This is a genomic window from Lysobacter sp. Soil_N_51, assembly GCF_057655755.1.
Map to the genome: position 1 here is coordinate 239593 of NZ_JBDGLR010000010.1, position 15976 is coordinate 255568.

General features: G+C 67.5%; 15 protein-coding genes. 9 read left to right on the top strand and 6 right to left on the bottom strand.

Annotated elements, in window-relative coordinates; genetic code table 11:
- Positions 1-15 precede the first annotated feature (15 nt).
- Both pdxR and AC3A4T_RS20415 read right to left on the bottom strand, forming a co-directional pair.
- On the bottom strand, positions 16-1518 hold the full coding sequence (pdxR, locus tag AC3A4T_RS20410; RefSeq protein ID WP_487677060.1) for a MocR-like pyridoxine biosynthesis transcription factor PdxR: 1503 nt from the start codon (positions 1516-1518) through the stop codon (positions 16-18).
- 46 nt (positions 1519-1564) lie between these two features.
- A complete protein-coding gene (locus AC3A4T_RS20415) occupies positions 1565-1804 on the bottom strand; it encodes a hypothetical protein (protein WP_157476051.1) in 240 nt (79 codons plus the stop codon).
- Positions 1805-2021: 217 nt separating this feature from the next.
- On the opposite strand from AC3A4T_RS20415, the gene AC3A4T_RS20420 reads away from it, so the two are divergent.
- Positions 2022-2375 (top strand): hypothetical protein, encoded by a 354-nt coding sequence (locus AC3A4T_RS20420; RefSeq protein ID WP_487677061.1) that lies wholly within the window; start codon positions 2022-2024, stop codon positions 2373-2375.
- A gap of 1112 nt (positions 2376-3487) precedes the next feature.
- Entirely contained in the window at positions 3488-4045 is a 558-nt protein-coding gene (locus AC3A4T_RS20425; protein WP_487677062.1) for a nuclear transport factor 2 family protein, read from the top strand.
- 135 nt (positions 4046-4180) lie between these two features.
- On the opposite strand, the gene AC3A4T_RS20430 is transcribed toward AC3A4T_RS20425, so the two are convergent.
- Positions 4181-5470 (bottom strand): amino acid deaminase, encoded by a 1290-nt coding sequence (locus AC3A4T_RS20430; RefSeq protein ID WP_487677063.1) that lies wholly within the window; start codon positions 5468-5470, stop codon positions 4181-4183.
- Positions 5471-5858: 388 nt separating this feature from the next.
- Here AC3A4T_RS20430 and AC3A4T_RS20435 point away from each other — a divergent pair, with 388 nt between their 5' ends.
- Entirely contained in the window at positions 5859-7214 is a 1356-nt protein-coding gene (locus AC3A4T_RS20435) for a Gfo/Idh/MocA family protein (RefSeq protein WP_487677064.1), read from the top strand.
- Positions 7215-7300: 86 nt separating this feature from the next.
- Here AC3A4T_RS20435 and AC3A4T_RS20440 read toward each other — a convergent pair whose 3' ends face one another.
- Positions 7301-8110, bottom strand: a complete 810-nt coding sequence (locus tag AC3A4T_RS20440) for a M23 family metallopeptidase (protein ID WP_487677065.1) — start codon at positions 8108-8110, stop codon at positions 7301-7303.
- A gap of 270 nt (positions 8111-8380) precedes the next feature.
- Between AC3A4T_RS20440 and AC3A4T_RS20445 the strand changes: the two genes are divergently transcribed.
- The gene (locus tag AC3A4T_RS20445) at positions 8381-9445 is read left to right on the top strand and encodes an arginase family protein (RefSeq protein ID WP_487677066.1); all 1065 of its coding nucleotides are present in this window, start codon (positions 8381-8383) and stop codon (positions 9443-9445) included.
- A gap of 109 nt (positions 9446-9554) precedes the next feature.
- Here the strand turns inward: AC3A4T_RS20445 and AC3A4T_RS20450 are convergent, their stop codons facing one another.
- Positions 9555-10400 carry a hypothetical protein gene (locus tag AC3A4T_RS20450; RefSeq protein ID WP_487677067.1) on the bottom strand — a complete coding sequence of 282 codons (846 nt, stop codon included), beginning with the start codon at positions 10398-10400 and terminating at the stop codon, positions 9555-9557.
- A 94-nt stretch (positions 10401-10494) separates the two neighbouring features.
- The gene (locus tag AC3A4T_RS20455; RefSeq protein WP_487677068.1) at positions 10495-11247 is read right to left on the bottom strand and encodes a PAS domain-containing protein; all 753 of its coding nucleotides are present in this window, start codon (positions 11245-11247) and stop codon (positions 10495-10497) included.
- A gap of 102 nt (positions 11248-11349) precedes the next feature.
- On the opposite strand from AC3A4T_RS20455, the gene AC3A4T_RS20460 reads away from it, so the two are divergent.
- The 5 genes from AC3A4T_RS20460 to AC3A4T_RS20480 all read left to right on the top strand — a co-directional run bounded on the left by AC3A4T_RS20460 (position 11350) and on the right by AC3A4T_RS20480 (position 15975).
- Positions 11350-12288: a 4-hydroxyproline epimerase gene (locus tag AC3A4T_RS20460; RefSeq protein WP_487677069.1), complete on the top strand. Its 939-nt coding sequence runs from the start codon at positions 11350-11352 to the stop codon at positions 12286-12288.
- Positions 12289-12291: 3 nt separating this feature from the next.
- The gene (locus AC3A4T_RS20465) at positions 12292-13392 is read left to right on the top strand and encodes an NAD(P)/FAD-dependent oxidoreductase (RefSeq protein WP_487677070.1); all 1101 of its coding nucleotides are present in this window, start codon (positions 12292-12294) and stop codon (positions 13390-13392) included.
- Positions 13389-13646 carry a 2Fe-2S iron-sulfur cluster-binding protein gene (locus tag AC3A4T_RS20470; RefSeq protein ID WP_487677071.1) on the top strand — a complete coding sequence of 86 codons (258 nt, stop codon included), beginning with the start codon at positions 13389-13391 and terminating at the stop codon, positions 13644-13646. Before AC3A4T_RS20465 ends, AC3A4T_RS20470 begins: the two co-directional genes overlap by 4 nt.
- The gene (locus AC3A4T_RS20475) at positions 13639-15000 is read left to right on the top strand and encodes an FAD/NAD(P)-dependent oxidoreductase (protein ID WP_487677072.1); all 1362 of its coding nucleotides are present in this window, start codon (positions 13639-13641) and stop codon (positions 14998-15000) included. Before AC3A4T_RS20470 ends, AC3A4T_RS20475 begins: the two co-directional genes overlap by 8 nt.
- Before the next feature lie 63 nt (positions 15001-15063).
- Positions 15064-15975 (top strand): dihydrodipicolinate synthase family protein, encoded by a 912-nt coding sequence (locus AC3A4T_RS20480; RefSeq protein WP_487677073.1) that lies wholly within the window; start codon positions 15064-15066, stop codon positions 15973-15975.
- Position 15976 lies beyond the last annotated feature (1 nt).

A 15976-nucleotide genomic window follows, 5' to 3' on the forward strand; every position in this document is an offset into this window, starting at 1 on the left:
CGCCGCGTCTGCGGCTCAGGCGCCGGCCGTTTCGATCGCGCGCCGCACCACCTGCAATCCCGCGCGCGACTGCGCCGGCGTCGCGCCAGCGAAACCGAAGACCAGTCCGCCGTGCTGGCATGGCGGTCGTTCGCATTGGCCGTATTTCGACAGCGGATGGACCACGACGCCGTCGCGCGCGCAAGCCTCGGCGACGGTGCGGTCGTCGATGCGCATCGCGCCCTTGAACCATGCGGCGACATGCATGCCGGCAATGGTCGGGCCGAATTCCAGCACGTCCTCCAAGGCGCGTGCGTGTTCGAGAAACGCCAGGCGCCGCTCGTCGTAGATCGCGCGGGTGTTGCGCAGATGGCGGGCGAGATGGCCTTCGTGGATGAACGCGGCGAGCACGCCCTGCGCCAGCAGCGTGGTGTGGCCGTCGGCTGTGTGCTTGGCGTCGACGAAGGCGGCGACCAGCGGCTCGGGCACGATCGCATAGGCGATGCGCAGGCCCGGAAACAGGATCTTGTTGAAGCTGCCGACGTAGATCACCCGGCCGGTGTCGTCCAGGCCCTGCAGCGAGGCGATCGGGCGACCCTGATAGCGATAGTCGCCGTCGTAATCGTCTTCGATCACATACGCGTCGCGTTGCCGCGCCCACGCGAGCAGCGCCTCGCGCCGCGGCAACGACATCTCGCAGCCCAGCGGGTACTGATGCGCGGGCGTGACATAGGCCAGGCGCGCATCGGGCGCGCGCGCCACGCCGGCCGCGACATCCAGCCCGTGTTCGTCGACCGGCACCGGCACTACCTCCAGACCGACCGCGCGCAGGCAGTGCTGCACCGGCTGATAGCCGGGCGTCTCGCACCAGGCGCGATCGCCCGGGTCGGCGACCACCTTGCCGGCCAGTTCCACCGCCTGCTGGGTGCTGGTGACCACGATCACCTGCTCGGGCGAACAACGCACCGCGCGCATCGCCGACGCGTGCGCGGCGATCGCGCCGCGCAGCGCCGGCAGGCCGTTGCTGGCGCCGTATTCCCAGTACTCGCCGCCGGCCTTGCCGGCTTCGCGCAGCAGCAGCCGATTCCAGACCTCGCGCGGAAACAGGTCGATTGGTGGCAACGATGGAGTGAACGCCCGCGCCGATGCCGATTCGTAATGACCGGGATACGCACGCAACGCATTCGCGCGATGCGACAGACGGCGGGGCGCGGTGTCGGCCGCGGTGTTCGCCGCGCGCGCGGACGGCATCAGGTCGCGTTCGGGCAATTGCGCGGCGACGAAACTGCCGGCGCCGCGGCGGCGCACGATGTAGCCGTCGGCGACCAATTGATCCAGCGCCCAGTCGACGGTGTTGCGGGCCACGCCGAAGTCCTGCGCGAGGGTGCGGCCCGACGGCAGGCGCGCATTCGGCGGCAGGGCGCCGCTGACGATCGCGGCGCGCATGCGTTCGCAGATGCGCGCGTACGCAGGCTGCCCGGCCCGCGCCTGCAGGCCGGTGACATCGACGGAAAACACCGAGCCGGCATGTTTGACCATGCCGCCATGCTACTCGCCAGGCGCGCGGCTGTATTTGCCGCCGCTATCAACCGCGCCGCGGACGATGCCGGTCGCGCTGCATCTGCTGGTGATGCGATTGCGCGCAGGCTGGGCCGCAGTACAGGCGCTCGGGTTCGCCGTCGAACGGCTCCAGACAGGTCTGGCTGAGGCAATACCCGACCGGCGCCGGCCGCACCAGCGTTTCGGCGGCCTGCTGGCGCGCCTGCAGGGATTGGGCCAGGTTGATGGCCTCGAACAACTGGGCCTGGTCGATCAGATCGGTCATGACGTTCGCATCCTTGTGCGCAACGCGGCGCGGCATGCGCCGCCGGGCCCGCAGATTCCCACTGCCCGTTCGCAGGCGATGACACGCGCCGCCGCGGCGATCGCGGATCGGCCCCGATGCGCGTTTTCGTGCGTGCGGACACAGCCAGTCGCAGGATCTGATCTGGCGCGCGGTTAGTCTGTATTCCGCGACTTCAGCGGCCACCCAGGAGCGCACCATGAGCCTCGACAACACCCCCGCGGGCGGTCCGCAGACCCGCCGCGCCATCCACGCGTTGCATGCGGCAACTTGGTTCGCGCTGACCCAGGGCGATCGCTACAGCGCGCTGGGGCGCAAGTCGGTCGCCAACGCGTTCTACAACATCCTGCCGATGCTCGCCGAGGTGCGCAAAGCGATGCTCGACGAGGGCGAGCCGGCGAGCGACGCGGTTTCGGTTGCGGCGGCAGCGGCGTTGCCCGCGGACGCCATGGCGTTAACGGGTAGCGGCGGGGCGCGTGTGCTCAACGACGATGTCGCGCGCGACGATGGGAGTGTGGTGGCGATCCAGGATGGGCGGGAATCGTTGCGTTGATGCGGGTGATGTGGGCGTCCCACGACGCGTTCATTTTCTCGATGCGCAACGGAACCCGACACCTTTCGCTCCGATCGAACGAACCATTCGCGTCGTTACCGCGATGGCTCCCTGTAGGAGCGGCGCAAGCCGCGACCGCGCCATTACGCTGACGTCGCAAGCGGCGTCGTAGCCGCATTCCCGCGGTCGCGGCTCGCGCCGCTCCTACAGGTAGGCCATGCACCTTCGACTTGAGCTTGAAGTCGCGCAGTTCATCCAGCGCTGCGAGGCCTGTAACTCGCGTTAGCAACAGCACACCCGAAGGGCGGCGTGCAGGATGCACGCCGTGCGCCACCGGGACATGGATGTCCCGTGTGGCGCATGCCTGCGTCAGCACCGATCGTGCGGGCTCTTGATTCAAAGAAAAGCGTTTTTCTTTGGTTACCTTTTGACCGAAGGGAATCCGGACGGACTTTTGTTGCTTTAGACAAAAGAAAGCGACCCGCCGCTTTAGTGGCGGAAGCTTTTGATCTAGCTTCAGCTTTAAAAGCTTTAGAGCTTCAAGCTTTGAAGCTGTAGAGCCTTTGAGGCAACAGCAACAGCTTTCGTCCGCAAGCGGCCGAGTTACTTTCTTTTGTCAAAAGCGACAAAAGAAAGCTAACCAAAGAAAAACGCTTTTTGTAAATCAAGGGCCCGCGCGTGCGGTGCAGACGCGGGCATGCGCCACACGAGACATCCTGTCTCGGTGGCGCACGGCGCACATCCATGTGCGCCGCCCTTCGGGTGTGCGTTTGCTAACGCGAGTCCGTGGCTTCGCAGTGCTAGAAGAACTGCGAGACTTCTAACTTGAGCACGAAGGCCATGCCACTGTCGGAACCGAAGCCGAAGCCAAGCGAACCCAAGCCAAGCTGAGCTAAAAGTCACAACAAAGTAATTGGTCGCTTCAGTGGCGGAAGCGATGAGATTGGTTGAACCTCTCGGGCATGGGACGCAAACCCCAGTGCCTCGGACCAATCGCGAAATCGCAGCGTCTATCCATCGGCAGGCCAACCATCGCCCGGTGTCGAATGGCACAGGCGCCCGCGCCGTGCCGGCCGTAAGGTGCGCCGATCCACCGCCACGAGATCCCCGCGATGAACCGATTCGTCCCAGCCGCGGCCCTGGCCGCGATGCTCTGCGCAGGCATGGCCGGCTCCGCGCTCGCCGCGTCGGACAAGGCGGCCGCAGCCCCGGCGGCCACGGTCGAAACGGCCAAGCCCGCCGCACCGAAGAACGACCCCGCGAAAGGCGGCTCCGCCCTGTACGACACCGTCGCCGCGCTGGACACGCAGATGTTCGATTCGTTCAACCGCTGCGACGAACCGGCCCAGTTCGAGCGCCATCGTGCCCTGTTCGACGACAAGGTCGAGTTCTACCACGACAACGGCGGAGTCACCTGGGCGCGCGAGGAAATGCTCGGCAACGTGCGCAAGAACGTGTGCGGAAAATTTCGCCGCGAGTTGATCCCCGGAACCTTGCGCGTGTACCCGATCAAGGACTTCGGCGCGATGGAGATCGGCGAACACCGCTTCTGCGCGACCGGCGAAACCACCTGCGCGGGCCGCGGCGAGTTCATCCTGGTCTGGCATCGCGTCGGCGAACGCTGGCAAGTCACTCGCGCGATCAGCTACGCGCACCGCCCCAACGACTGAGGCAGCGGCGCCAGGCCGTGTCGTCTTGACGGCTGTCGACGCTTCGACTTCGCCAGCCTCGGATCGGCCGGGGTCACTACGTCGAGCGCAATTCGCATCACCGCATTGCGATAGGCGGACACCCGGCGTCGTTGCTCAGAAGAACGTATTGATCGCACCGGTGACGCGATAGCCGTCGTCGGTCAGCAACATCAGCGGCCACTTGTCGAAGGTGGTGCACGGATGCGAGATGCCGCAGCCGACCAGGTCGCCGACCTGCAGCGGATGCTCGACCGGCAACTCCAGATAAGCATGTTGATCGTTCATCTTGACGATGCGCGCATCGCGCATCGGCCGCGGCGCCGGTTGCCCGGGGCGATGCCAGATCAGCGGGCGCGGCAGGTCGATGTCGTAGGACGCGTCGCGCTTGCCGAGGGTCAACAACGCCAGCCCGGGCTCGGGCCGCGACTGCACCATCGCCCAGAGCTCCAGCGCCGGTTGCAGGCCGTGGCGGAAACTGGCGTCGTGACGGGTGCGCATTTCCTGTTGCAGTCCATGGTAGAGGCCGTGGTCCGAAGTCAGATAGCAGCCGGACCGCAATATCCGCCGCAGCGGACGCGAGGTGTCGCCCACGCGGTCGAAGGCTTCGGCGACGAAGTCGAAATAGGCCGAGCCGCCGGCGCTGATCAGGATCTCATCGCCGTCGAATAATCGTTCGGCATCGCAACGCTGGGTCAGGGCGACCATCTGAGTGAGCAACGAATGCACGCGTTGCAAGTCGGCATCGCGATCCGCGCCGACCCACAGGCCCTCGTAGCCTTCAATCCCGGCCAGCAATAGATGCGAAGCCGCATGCACCTCGCGCGCGAGCTGCATCGCCGCGTCGAGACCGCGCACACCGGTGCGTCCGCCATCGGCGCCGAGTTCGACCAGCACCGGCAGGCGCCGCTGCGGCGCGACGCGCTGCATCACCTGATCCAGGCGCTGCACGCCCGCACTGGAATCGACCAATACCCAGGCCTGGAAATCGGCTTCGTCGCGCAGCAGCGCGGCCAGGCTTTCGATATCGGCGATCGCCACTGGCTGGTTGGCCAGCAGCACCCGTTTGACGCCGAAACGATGGGCCACGCGCAACTGCGGAATGGTCGCCAGGGTGATCGCCCAGGCGCCGGCGTCGAGTTGGGCCTGGAACAGCTGCGGGCTCATCGTGGTCTTGCCGTGCGGCGCGAGCAGCGCGCCGGCGCGTTCGACGAAGTCGCGCATCCAGGCGATGTTGTGGTCCAGCGTCGATTGCCGCAGCACCGCGACCGGGTAGGACAGCAAGCCGTCGAGTACGTTGAGGCCCAGTTCGCCGAGCGTGTCCTGGCGCAGCGGCTGCCGCAGGGCCAGGCCCTTGATGCCGGGCTGCAGCCACTGGTGCGCGAGTTCGCGCAGCGCGTCGTTCATCGGACTGCTCCATTCATCGCGGTGCTCCCAGGTGAATTCGGATGTCATCGATCGCATCGACGTCGGCCAAGCGTCGATCGAAGCATGCCGATCATGCGCGTCCGGGCTTGAGGCGGTAGTCAGACTGCGTCACATCTTTCGTTTTGGAAAATCCAAAAAAATGATCTTTCGTATTGCGGTCAGAGACTAGCAAATACGCCTGTATTTATGCATTGTGCGGCGTGAAGCGCATTCGCGGACCACGTAAGCCGATTCAAAAGTCGGAGCACGCGGATGAGGCCCGATCGAAAGATATGGATCGAAGCCCGTCGCTCGCCAAGCGCTCCGCATCGCCAACCGTATTCAAATCCTTCCGTCTCCACTCCAACGCACCGATCGAGGCACCCGCATGAACCGACGCGATTTTCTCGCCACCTCCGCGACCGCGAGCACGCTGCTGGCCAGCAGCGCGTTCACTCCGGCGTTCGCGCGCGCCCGCTCGAAGCTGCGGATCGGCCTGATCGGCGTGGGCATGCGCGGCCAGGTCCATCTGACCGAATTGCTGCGCCGCGAGGACGTGGACGTGGTCGCGCTGTGCGATGTCGAGCCGATCATGCTCGATCGTTCGCTGGCGATGATCGCCAAGGCCGGCAAGGCCAAGCCGGCGACCTACGGCGCCGACGGCAACCTCGACGCTTACCGCGCGATGCTGGCCAAGGGCGGACTGGACGCGGTGATCATCGCCACGCCGTGGGAATTCCACGCCGCGCAGGCGATCGCGGCGATGCAGGCGAAGGTCGCGGTGGGGTGCGAGGTGGTCGCCGGCATCACCCTCGACGATCATTGGCAGGTGCTGCGCGCGCAGCAGAGCACCGGCACGCCGTACATGCTGCTCGAAAACGTGTGTTATCGCCGCGACGTGCTGGCCGCGCTCAACATGGTGCGGCAGGGCCTGTTCGGCGAAATCGTGCATCTGCAGGGCGGTTATCAGCACGATCTGCGCGGGGTCAAGTTCAACAGCGGCAATCCCGATCAGCCCTACGGCAGCGGCGTCGAGTTCGGCCCGAAGGCGTGGTCGGAAGCGCGCTGGCGCACCGAGCATTCGGTCAAGCGCGACGGCGATCTGTACCCGAGCCATGGCATCGGCCCGTGCGCGATGGCGATCGACATCCATCGCGGCAACCGCTTCACCCATCTGAGCGCGTTCTCGAGCAAGCCGCGCGGCCTGCACGATTACATCGTCAAGAAGGCCGGGCCGGAGCATCCGAACGCGAAGGTCAAGTTCAAGCTCGGCGATCTGGTGACGACGCAATTGCTATGCGAGAACGGCGAGACCATCGTGCTGCAGCACGACACCTCGCTGCCGCGTCCGTATTCGCTGGGCTTCCGCGTGCAGGGCACCGACGGCCTGTGGATGGATCTCAACGAGTCGATCCACATCGAAGGCAAGAGCCAGCCGCACAAGTGGGACAAGGCCGCCGACTGGTTCGCCAAGTACGATCATCCGCTGTGGCAGCGCTTCGCCGGCGCCGCCGCCGGCGCCGGCCACGGCGGCATGGATTTCTTCGTCATCAACGCCTTCGTCGAAGCGCTCAAGGCCGATGCGCCGATGCCGATCGACATCTATGATGCGATCGCCTGGAGCGCGATCACGCCGCTGTCGGAGCAGTCGATCGCCGAGCACAAGACCCTGGAATTCCCCGACTTCACCAACGGCAAGTGGAAGGACCGCAAGCCGATCTTCGCCTTGAACGACCGCTACTGAGGCCGGCCGCCAGAGATCGCGCGCTCGTGGGTGTGTAGACCCGCCCACGAGGCGAGCCGTCGTTCAGGGCTTGGCGCCGAATCCGATCACCGCGTTGTCCAGCGGCATCTGCGCCCGCCGCGCTTGCGGCTTGGCGTCGAAGGCCGAGGTCGAATCCAGCGCCTGGTCGATCGCGTACCCGAATAGCTGAAGGCGTCGAACACGAACGGCAGACCTTCGGATTGCTCGAAGGTGGGTGCGTTCGACACGCGCAGGTGCAGATGCGGTCCGCCGGTATTGCCGGACTGGCCGAGCCGGCCGAGCCGGCCGAGGCTCTGGCCGCGACGCACACGTTCGCCGGTCTTCACCGCCACGCTGCCGCGCTGCAGATGCGCGTAATGCACATGGGTGCGCGGCGCGACTTCCAGGATTACGTAATTGCCGTACAGCGCGTCGGCGCTCAGCGTGGCCGGTTCGGACTGCGGCGACAACGGCGCATGTTCGGCCTCGCCGTCGCGCGCGCTTCGCACGATGCCGTCGGCCGCGGCCAGCACCTCAGCGCCGTAGCCGATCCAGTCGGCATGCTTGCTGTTGCGCGGCTCGACGCCGTCGCGCACGGCATGACCACGCGCGTCCAGGCCGATCAGATCGAGCGCATAGCGTTGCGCAATGGTGACCTCGCCATTGGCCACGACCAGGCTGCCCCAGTGATGCGACTGCGAGTTCGATGGACCTTCGTAGGCCAGCCATTGGCCGCCGCGCAACGGCGGACCCAGCACCACCGGTGACGCGCTGGCGAGTGCTACTCGCGCGCCGTCGACCCAAAGTCTCGTACCGCTCGTGGTTTCGAATTCGATCCGATGACGCAGGCTGGTCGGCGCAGGGCGTCCGGCCGGCAGGGTCAGCCAGACGAACAACCGGCGCCTGCAGGGCCGGGTCGAGGGCTGCGCTGCGTGCCGGCATCGGCGTGGCGATGGCCGTTAGCAGACTCAGCCCGGCCAACGCCGATCCGAGCCGTGGCGCTGATGACGCCGGTCGGCACGCGTCGGCGGAAATGCTACCGCACCGCGTGGGCTTTACCGCTGCGCCCGCGCGGTGACGACCGCCGGTCGGTAACCGTTAAAAGAGAGTTGACAGGTTTGCAGGGAACTCAATAACCTTTGAAAAACGATTTAAAGGTTAAGACGATGGGTCATGCCCGCGAACGATGGCTGTCCGGCGCCTGGCTGCTGTGCGCGGCGCTGACCGCCTGCGCGGACACGCCGTCCGGCGCGTCGGCCGCATCTGTACGATCCGAACCCGAGGCCGTCATGCCGATCGAGTCGCCGCTTGTGCTTATCGATGCGCCAAGCAATCTGGGTCTGCGCCCGCCGCGACCCGGCGCGGAACCCGGCGTGCGGCGCATGCCCGACGCACTGCGCGCAACCGGTCTGTTGCAGCGTTTGCGCGCGCACGATGGCGGCCGGGTCGAGGCGCCGGCGTATTCGCCCGAGCCCGATCACACGATCGGTTTCCGCAACGGCGCGGCGATCGCCGACTACAGCCAGACCCTCGCCGATCGCCTGTCGCCGTGGCTGCAGCGCAAGCGTTTCGTACTGATGCTCGGCGGCGATTGCAGCGTGCTGCTGGGCAGCGGCCTGGCCTTGAAGCAACGCGGCCGTTACGGGCTGGCCTTCGTCGACGCGCACGACGATTTCTCGTTCGCGCGCGATCGCCGGCGCTATCAGGGCCACTTCGCCGCGGCCGGGCTCGACCTGGGCCTGTCGACCGGACACGGGCCGGCGGCGTTGTCGAATCTGCGCGGGCAGTCGCCGTATTTCCGCGGCGAGGACGTGGTCCATCTGGGCCTGGTGAGCACCGACGACGACCGCCGCGACTACGACGTCGAAAGTTTCGAGCGCTCCGGAATCCACAGCATCGACGCCGATACGATCCATCGCGACGGCGCGCGACAGGCCGGAGATCGAGCGCGCATGCGCCTGGAGGCGATGCCGACCGAAGGCTATTGGATCCACGTCGATGCCGACGTGATCGCGCAGCGGGTGATGCCGGCGGTGGATTCGCCGAACCCGGATGGCCTCGATTTCGAACAACTGCGCGCATTGCTCGCGTCGTTGCTGGCCAGCCCGAAGGCGATCGGCATGGAGTTGACGATCTTCGATCCGGAGCTGGACCCGGACGGAACGCTCGCGCGGCGATTGAGCGATGCGGTGGTGGGCGCGTTCGAGGACAGCGGGCGGTTGCGCGAGTGAGCGGGCAGCGTGTGGGCGGCGCGGGAACGGGAGCCTGTCTCGCCCAGGATCGCGTCGCCGAGCGCTCTATCGGTCGCGTGATTTCAGCGTCTGCCCGGTTCGCCGCGAATCATTCGAGACTCGAAGCGAAACACGTCACCCGGAAATCCGAATACCGCGCCGTCAGCTGCGCTTTCACCGAATCGGGAACCGCCACGCCATCGAGCCACAGGCGCCGCAAACTCGGCAGCTGATCCAGCAACGGCAGCAAGGCTTCGATGGGGACCGGGTCGTAACCTTGGGAGCTGCCGACCGACAGGTATTCCAGCGCCGGCAAGCCGCGCAGCAGATACAGATCGTCCACGCTCAGCGAGGTCGCCCACAGGTCCAGTTCGCGCATCTGCTTCAACTCGCAGATCGCCTCGAGTCCGGCGCGCGAAATCGCGGTCCGGCCGGCGTGCAGACTGGTCAGCGCCGGCAAGCGCGCGAGTTGCGCCGCCATCGCATCGTCGAACGGCGTCGCCTCGATATCCAGCGTTTGCAGCGTGGTCATTCCCATCAAGGCATCGAACGATCGCGGCGTCAGCCGCGAACGCTGGATGCCGAGTTCGATCAGGCCCGGACAGCGCGCGACTGCCAGCAGATCCGCTTCGGCCAGGCCGATCAGTTCGCGGAAGACACGCAGGTCCTTCGCCCGCGCGAAGCCGCAGGGGCGGCCGTTCGGAAGGATGCGAAAGACGTCGAGTTGGCGCAGCCCGGGGATGGCGAGCACGTCGCGCATCGCCGCGCGGCCGACGTCGCAACTGAGGTTGAACTGCTGCAGCGACGGCAGCTTGCGCAACAATTTGCTGCGCGTCGCGCTCAGGCGGCCGCTGGCGTGCAGGCTCAGTCCCGCGATCGGCCCTTGCGCCGCGAGCGCGGCGATGTCGTCGGCATCGAAATTCTCGTCCAGCGTTTGCCAATCGTCCGTTTGCATAGCCCACTGCCGACATCGAAGACCCGCGCGGATGATCGGGGCCGCACCCGGCCGGGTCAACCCGTTTCGCCGGGCGTCGTATCAAGCCAGCGCATCAGTCGACCGTTGCGCCGAGATCGGCCTGCAAGGTCCGGTAATCGCGCGGCGCCATTCCGACTGTCGCCTTGAACTGCCGCGCGAACGCGCTTTGATCGGAAAAACCGCAGGCCAGCCCGACCTGAGCGATGCTGGCCTCGCCACGCAAATGGTGCATCGCCGCTTCGATCCGCAGCTTGGTCAAGCTCTGCTGCGGGGTCAGCTGGAATACACGCTGGAAGTGCCGCTCCAGTTGCGCCACCGACAGGTTCGCCAGTTGCGCCAGCGCGGTGACGCGCAGCGGACCGGCGTAATGCTGCTGCATGTGTTCGGTGACCCGGCGCAGGCGTTCATAGGTGGGATCGCGTCCGTCGGGCGCGCCGAGGTCGCGCGACAGGCCGACCAGTCCGCAGCCGCCGTCGGACAAGGGCAGCGGCCGCTTGCCGGTCAGGCACCAGCCCGGTTGCCGGTTCGGGTACAGATGCACTTCCAACTGATTTTCGATGATGTCGCCGGCGAGCACGCGTCGATCCTGCAGCGCGTAGCGCCCGCCCAGGCGCGCGGGAAACAGGTCGGCGACCGCGCGGCCGATCACGTCCTCGCGCCGCTTCAGGCCCAGGCGCCGCACCAGGGTCAGATTGGCGTGGGTGTAGCGGCCGGCGGCGTCCTTGACGAAGAACACCACGTCCGGCAATGCGTCGCACAAGGTCTGCATCAGGCCGGCGTCGATGCGGACCGAAGCGTCGTTAAGGCTGGCGGTGGGCGAAGGCATGGCGGCGGAGACGATCGGCGATTGAGCGATTATGCCGAATTCCGCATCCGGCGCCGGCAAGCTGCGCTAGACCGCGAGCGGCCTGGCCGCGAGCATGGACGGATGCACAGCCTCGACATCATCGACTCGCACACCGGCGGCGAACCCACCCGCGTGGTGATCTCCGGATTCCCCGATCTCGGCGCCGGCAGCCTGGCGCAACAGCGCGAGCGCTTGCGCGCGCAGTTCGATCACTGGCGCAGCGCGATCGCCTGCGAACCGCGCGGCTCGGACACGGTGGTCGGCGCACTGTTGCTGCCGGCGCAGGCGGCCGATGCCTGCGCAGGGGTGATCTTCTTCAACAACGTCGGTTACCTGGGCATGTGCGGACACGGCACGATCGGGCTGGTGCGCACCTTGCAGCATCTGGGGCGAATCGCGCCGGGCCGGCACAGGATCGAAACGCCGGTCGGCACGGTCGGCGCGGAATTGCACGAAGACGGACGCGTCTCGGTCGACAACGTCGAAAGCCGTCGTCACGCCGCCAACGTCAGCGTGCAGGTCGACGGTTACGGCGAAGTCAGCGGCGATGTCGCCTGGGGCGGCAACTGGTTCTATATCGCCAAGACCACGCGTGAGATTTCGCTGGCCACGCAACGCGAATTGACCGCGTACGCCGAAGCGATCCGCCACGCTCTGGTCGCGGCCGGGATCACTGGCGCCGACGGCGCCGAAATCGATCACATCGAATTGGAAACGGCGTCGGCCACGCCCGGCATCGACGGACGCAACTTCGTGCTGTGCCCGGGTCTGGCCTACGACCGCTCGCCCTGCGGCACCGGCACCAGCGCCAAGCTGGCGTGTCTGGCCGCCGACGGCAAACTCGCGCCGGATGCGGTGTGGCGACAGGAAAGCGTGCTCGGCAGCGTGTTCGAAGGCCGTTACCGCCTCAGCGAACACGGCGTGCTGCCGACCATCACCGGCAGCGCCTACATCACCGCGCGCGCGCAATTGCTGATCGACGACAACGACCCCTTCGCCTGGGGCGTGGTGGCGCGCTGAGCGATGGCGGCCTTCGACCTCATCGTGATCGGCGCCGGCATCGTCGGCACCGCCTGCGCCGAACTCGCCGTGCGCGAGGGGCTGCGCGTGGCGGTGGTCGAATCCGGCGCGGTCGGCGGCGGCGCGACCGCGGCGGCGATGGGGCATCTGGTGGCGATGGACGACGATCCGGCCGAGCTGGCGTTATCGCGTTATTCGCTGGGCCTCTGGGAGCGTTTCGCGACCTTGCCCGAGGCCGAATTCAGCCGCTGCGGGACCTTGTGGGTGGCGCGCGAGGCGAATGAGTTCGCCAGCGTTCCGGCCAAGATCGCGCGACTGGCCGCGGCCGGCGTGCAGGCGCGACAGATCGATGCCGATGAGTTGTATCGCCTGGAACCGGCGCTGGTCGCGGGTCTGTGCGGCGGCATGCTGGTGGCCGACGAGGCGGTGGTGTATCCGCCCCGGGTCGCGCTGCATCTGCTCGGCCTGGCGCGCGAAGGCGGCGCCCATTGCGTGCTGGGTCGGCGCGCGGTCGCGTTGAGCGCCGACGGCGTGCGTCTGGACGATGGCTCCAGCTTGATCGGTCCGGTCTTGGTCGCGACCGGCTGCGCCTTGCCCGAGTTGTTGCCGCAGTTGCCGATGCGTTCGCGCAAGGGTCATTTGGTCATCACCGAACGCTATCCGGGCCGCGTGCGGCACCAACTGCTGGAGTTGGGCTATGCCGACAGTGCGCACGGCGATGCCGACAGCAGCGTCGCGTTCAATGTGCAGCCGCGCCCTACGGGACAGATTCTGATCGGTTCCTCGCGCGAGTTCGGCGTCGACGATCGCGAGGTGTCGCCGGCGATGCTGCGGCGCATGCTCGAACGCGCGTTCGCCTTCGTGCCGATGCTGCGCGAATTGCAGGCGCTGCGGGTGTGGACGGGATTTCGCCCGACCACCTTCGACGGCCGGCCGTATATCGGCGCGGTCGCCGATCGCGCGCACACCTGGGTCGCCGCCGGCCACGAGGGCCTGGGCGTGACCACCGCATTGGGCACCGCGCAGTTGCTGATTGATCAGTTGCTCGGCCGCGCGCCGGCGATCGATCCGGCGCCATTCCTGCCGGCGCGGGTGCTGCAATGACGGCGCCGAGCGTGCGCGTGCATATCGACGGCGTCGCGGTCGAAGTGCCGGCCGGGGCCAGCGTCGCCGCGGCGATCGCGACCCGCAGCGAGGTCGTGTCGCGTTTTCGCCGCTCGCGATCGGGCGAACCGCGCGCACCCCTGTGCGGCATGGGCGTGTGTTTCGAATGCCGGGTGACGATCGACGGCGTCGCGCATCAGCGCGCCTGCCTGACCGTCGCGCGCGAGGGCATGCAGGTGCGCTGCGATGACTGAGCGCTGCGATGTGCTGGTGATCGGCGCCGGTCCGGCCGGGCTCGCCGCCGCATCTGCGGCCGCGGCGCACGGCGCGAGCGTGGTGTTGGTCGACATGCAGCCGCGCGTCGGTGGACAGGTCTGGCGACAAGACCTGCGCAAGCCGGCGGTCGCGGCGGCGCGCGAAGCCTTCGCCGAATTGTCGGCGCAACCGCGTATCCGTGGCCTGCAACAGGCGCAGGTGGTCGCGGCGCGGCCCGGCTGCGTATTGATCGAGCACGCCGGCACCGCGATGGAACTGCATTACCGCGCCCTGGTGCTGGCGACCGGCGGGCGCGAACTGCTGCTGCCGTTTCCGGGCTGGACCTTGCCGGGCGTGACCGGCGCCGGCGCATTGCAGGCGCTGGTCAAGCAAGGCTGGCCGATCGCCGGCAAGCGCGTGCTGATCGCCGGCAGCGGTCCGCTGTTGCTGGCCGCGGCGGCGACCCTGCATGCGCATGGCGCGCATGTGCTGGCGATCTGCGAACAAGCGCCGGCCGCGCAACTGCGCGGCTTCGCGATGCAGTTGTGGCGCTGGCCGTCCAAGCTGGTCCAGGCCGCGGGCCTGCGCGCGCGCCTGGTCGGGGTGCCGTATCGCAGCGGCACCTGGGTGCGCAGCGCATCGGGCGATCAGCGCGTGACTGAGGTCGAGATCGAAAGCGCGCGCGGCATCGAACGCATCGCTTGCGATCACCTGGCGGTCGGTTATGGCTTGGTGGCCAATACCGAACTGGCGCAACAGCTCGGCTGCGAATTGACCGCGCAGGACCGGCATCCGCATGTGCGCGTGGACACGCGCCTGATGACCAGCGTGGCCGATGTGTATGCGGCCGGCGAAGCCTGCGGTATCGGTGGCGTCGACACGGCGCGCATCGAAGGCGCGATGGCCGGTTGCTTCGCCGCGGGCGCCGACAAAGAGGCCGAAGCGATGCGCGCGCGCCGCGATCAAGCCCGCGCCTTCGCCGAACTGCTGCCGCGCCATTTCGCCCTGCGCAAGCAGATCCATCTCGCCGCGACGCCGCAGACCGTGGTCTGTCGCTGCGAGGACGTGAGCCTGTCGCAAGTGCGCGATCACCGCGACTGGCGCGCGGCCAAGCTCGCGACCCGCTGCGGCATGGGCAGTTGCCAGGGCCGCATCTGCGGCGCGGCGCTGGCCGAGTTGCGGCTGTTCGATAACGCGCCCGCCGCTTCGAACGCGGCGAATCCGAATCCTGTTCCCCCGACACCGGCGGCGTCCGCGCATGGCGCGCGACCGCCGGTCTTCCCCACCCGGTTGGCCAGCCTCGCCGGGTCTTTTTCTTCCGAGGGCGAGTCGGCCGCGCAATCCAAGCCTTAGCCCGATCCCGCTTCGTCCTTCCCTTCGCCTTCCCTTCATTCCCGAACACAAGGAACCAACCCCATGGCCAACGCAAGCTTCTGGCGCGGCGTCATCCCCGCGATCACCACGCCGTTCAACGCCGACGGTTCGATCGATCACGAGTTTCTCGGCCGTCACGCCAACACTTTGATCGACGCCGGCTGCGTCGGCATCGTGCCGCTGGGCTCGCTCGGCGAGGCGGCGACGCTGAGCTTCGACGACAAGCTCGCGATCCTGCGCACCCTGGTCAAGGCCTTGAACGGCCGCGCGCCGGTGATCCCCGGCATCGCCGCGCTGTCGACCGACGAAGCGGTGCGGCTGGCGCGCGAAGCGCAGGCGATCGGCTGCGCCGGCCTGATGGTGCTGCCGCCGTATGTCTACTCGACCGATTGGCGCGAGATGAAGGCGCATGTCAGCGCGGTGATCGCCGCCACCGATCTGCCGTGCATGCTCTACAACAACCCGGTGGCGTACAAGACCGATTTCGTGCCCGAGCAGATCGCCGAACTCGCCGCGCAGTTCGCGAATCTGCAGGCGGTCAAGGAATCCTCGGCCGACGTGCGCCGGTTCGCGGCGATCCGGGCCTTGCTCGCCGATCGTCTCGACCTGCTGGTCGGCATGGACGATGCGATCGTCGAGGGCGTGGCGATGGGCGCGACCGGCTGGATCGCCGGTCTGGTCAACGCCTATCCGAAGGAATCGGTGCGGTTGTTCGAACTCGCCCGCGACGGCGGCGCGCCCGCGGCGGCCAAGTTGTACGCGTGGTTCCTGCCGCTGCTGCGCCTGGACACCGTGCCGAAGTTCGTGCAGCTGATCAAGCTGGTGCAGGAACGCGTCGGCCTGGGCAGCGAGCGCGTGCGCGCGCCGCGGCTGGTGCTCGACGGCGCCGAGCGCGCGGCGGCGTTGGCGGTGATCGAACACGCGATCGCCGTGCACCCGAACGCGGGGCGCTGAG

Bases quoted from the DNA above. Each gene is read 5' to 3' on its own strand.
- pdxR (WP_487677060.1), bottom strand. From the start codon at position 1,518: ATGGTCAAACATGCCGGCTCGGTGTTTTCCGTCGATGTCACCGGCCTG.
- AC3A4T_RS20415 (WP_157476051.1), bottom strand. From the start codon at position 1,804: ATGACCGATCTGATCGACCAGGCCCAGTTGTTCGAGGCCATCAACCTG.
- AC3A4T_RS20420 (WP_487677061.1), top strand. From the start codon at position 2,022: ATGAGCCTCGACAACACCCCCGCGGGCGGTCCGCAGACCCGCCGCGCC.
- AC3A4T_RS20425 (WP_487677062.1), top strand. From the start codon at position 3,488: ATGAACCGATTCGTCCCAGCCGCGGCCCTGGCCGCGATGCTCTGCGCA.
- AC3A4T_RS20430 (WP_487677063.1), bottom strand. From the start codon at position 5,470: ATGAACGACGCGCTGCGCGAACTCGCGCACCAGTGGCTGCAGCCCGGC.
- AC3A4T_RS20435 (WP_487677064.1), top strand. From the start codon at position 5,859: ATGAACCGACGCGATTTTCTCGCCACCTCCGCGACCGCGAGCACGCTG.
- AC3A4T_RS20445 (WP_487677066.1), top strand. From the start codon at position 8,381: ATGGGTCATGCCCGCGAACGATGGCTGTCCGGCGCCTGGCTGCTGTGC.
- AC3A4T_RS20450 (WP_487677067.1), bottom strand. From the start codon at position 10,400: ATGCAAACGGACGATTGGCAAACGCTGGACGAGAATTTCGATGCCGAC.
- AC3A4T_RS20455 (WP_487677068.1), bottom strand. From the start codon at position 11,247: ATGCCTTCGCCCACCGCCAGCCTTAACGACGCTTCGGTCCGCATCGAC.
- AC3A4T_RS20460 (WP_487677069.1), top strand. From the start codon at position 11,350: ATGCACAGCCTCGACATCATCGACTCGCACACCGGCGGCGAACCCACC.
- AC3A4T_RS20465 (WP_487677070.1), top strand. From the start codon at position 12,292: ATGGCGGCCTTCGACCTCATCGTGATCGGCGCCGGCATCGTCGGCACC.
- AC3A4T_RS20470 (WP_487677071.1), top strand. From the start codon at position 13,389: ATGACGGCGCCGAGCGTGCGCGTGCATATCGACGGCGTCGCGGTCGAA.
- AC3A4T_RS20475 (WP_487677072.1), top strand. From the start codon at position 13,639: ATGACTGAGCGCTGCGATGTGCTGGTGATCGGCGCCGGTCCGGCCGGG.
- AC3A4T_RS20480 (WP_487677073.1), top strand. From the start codon at position 15,064: ATGGCCAACGCAAGCTTCTGGCGCGGCGTCATCCCCGCGATCACCACG.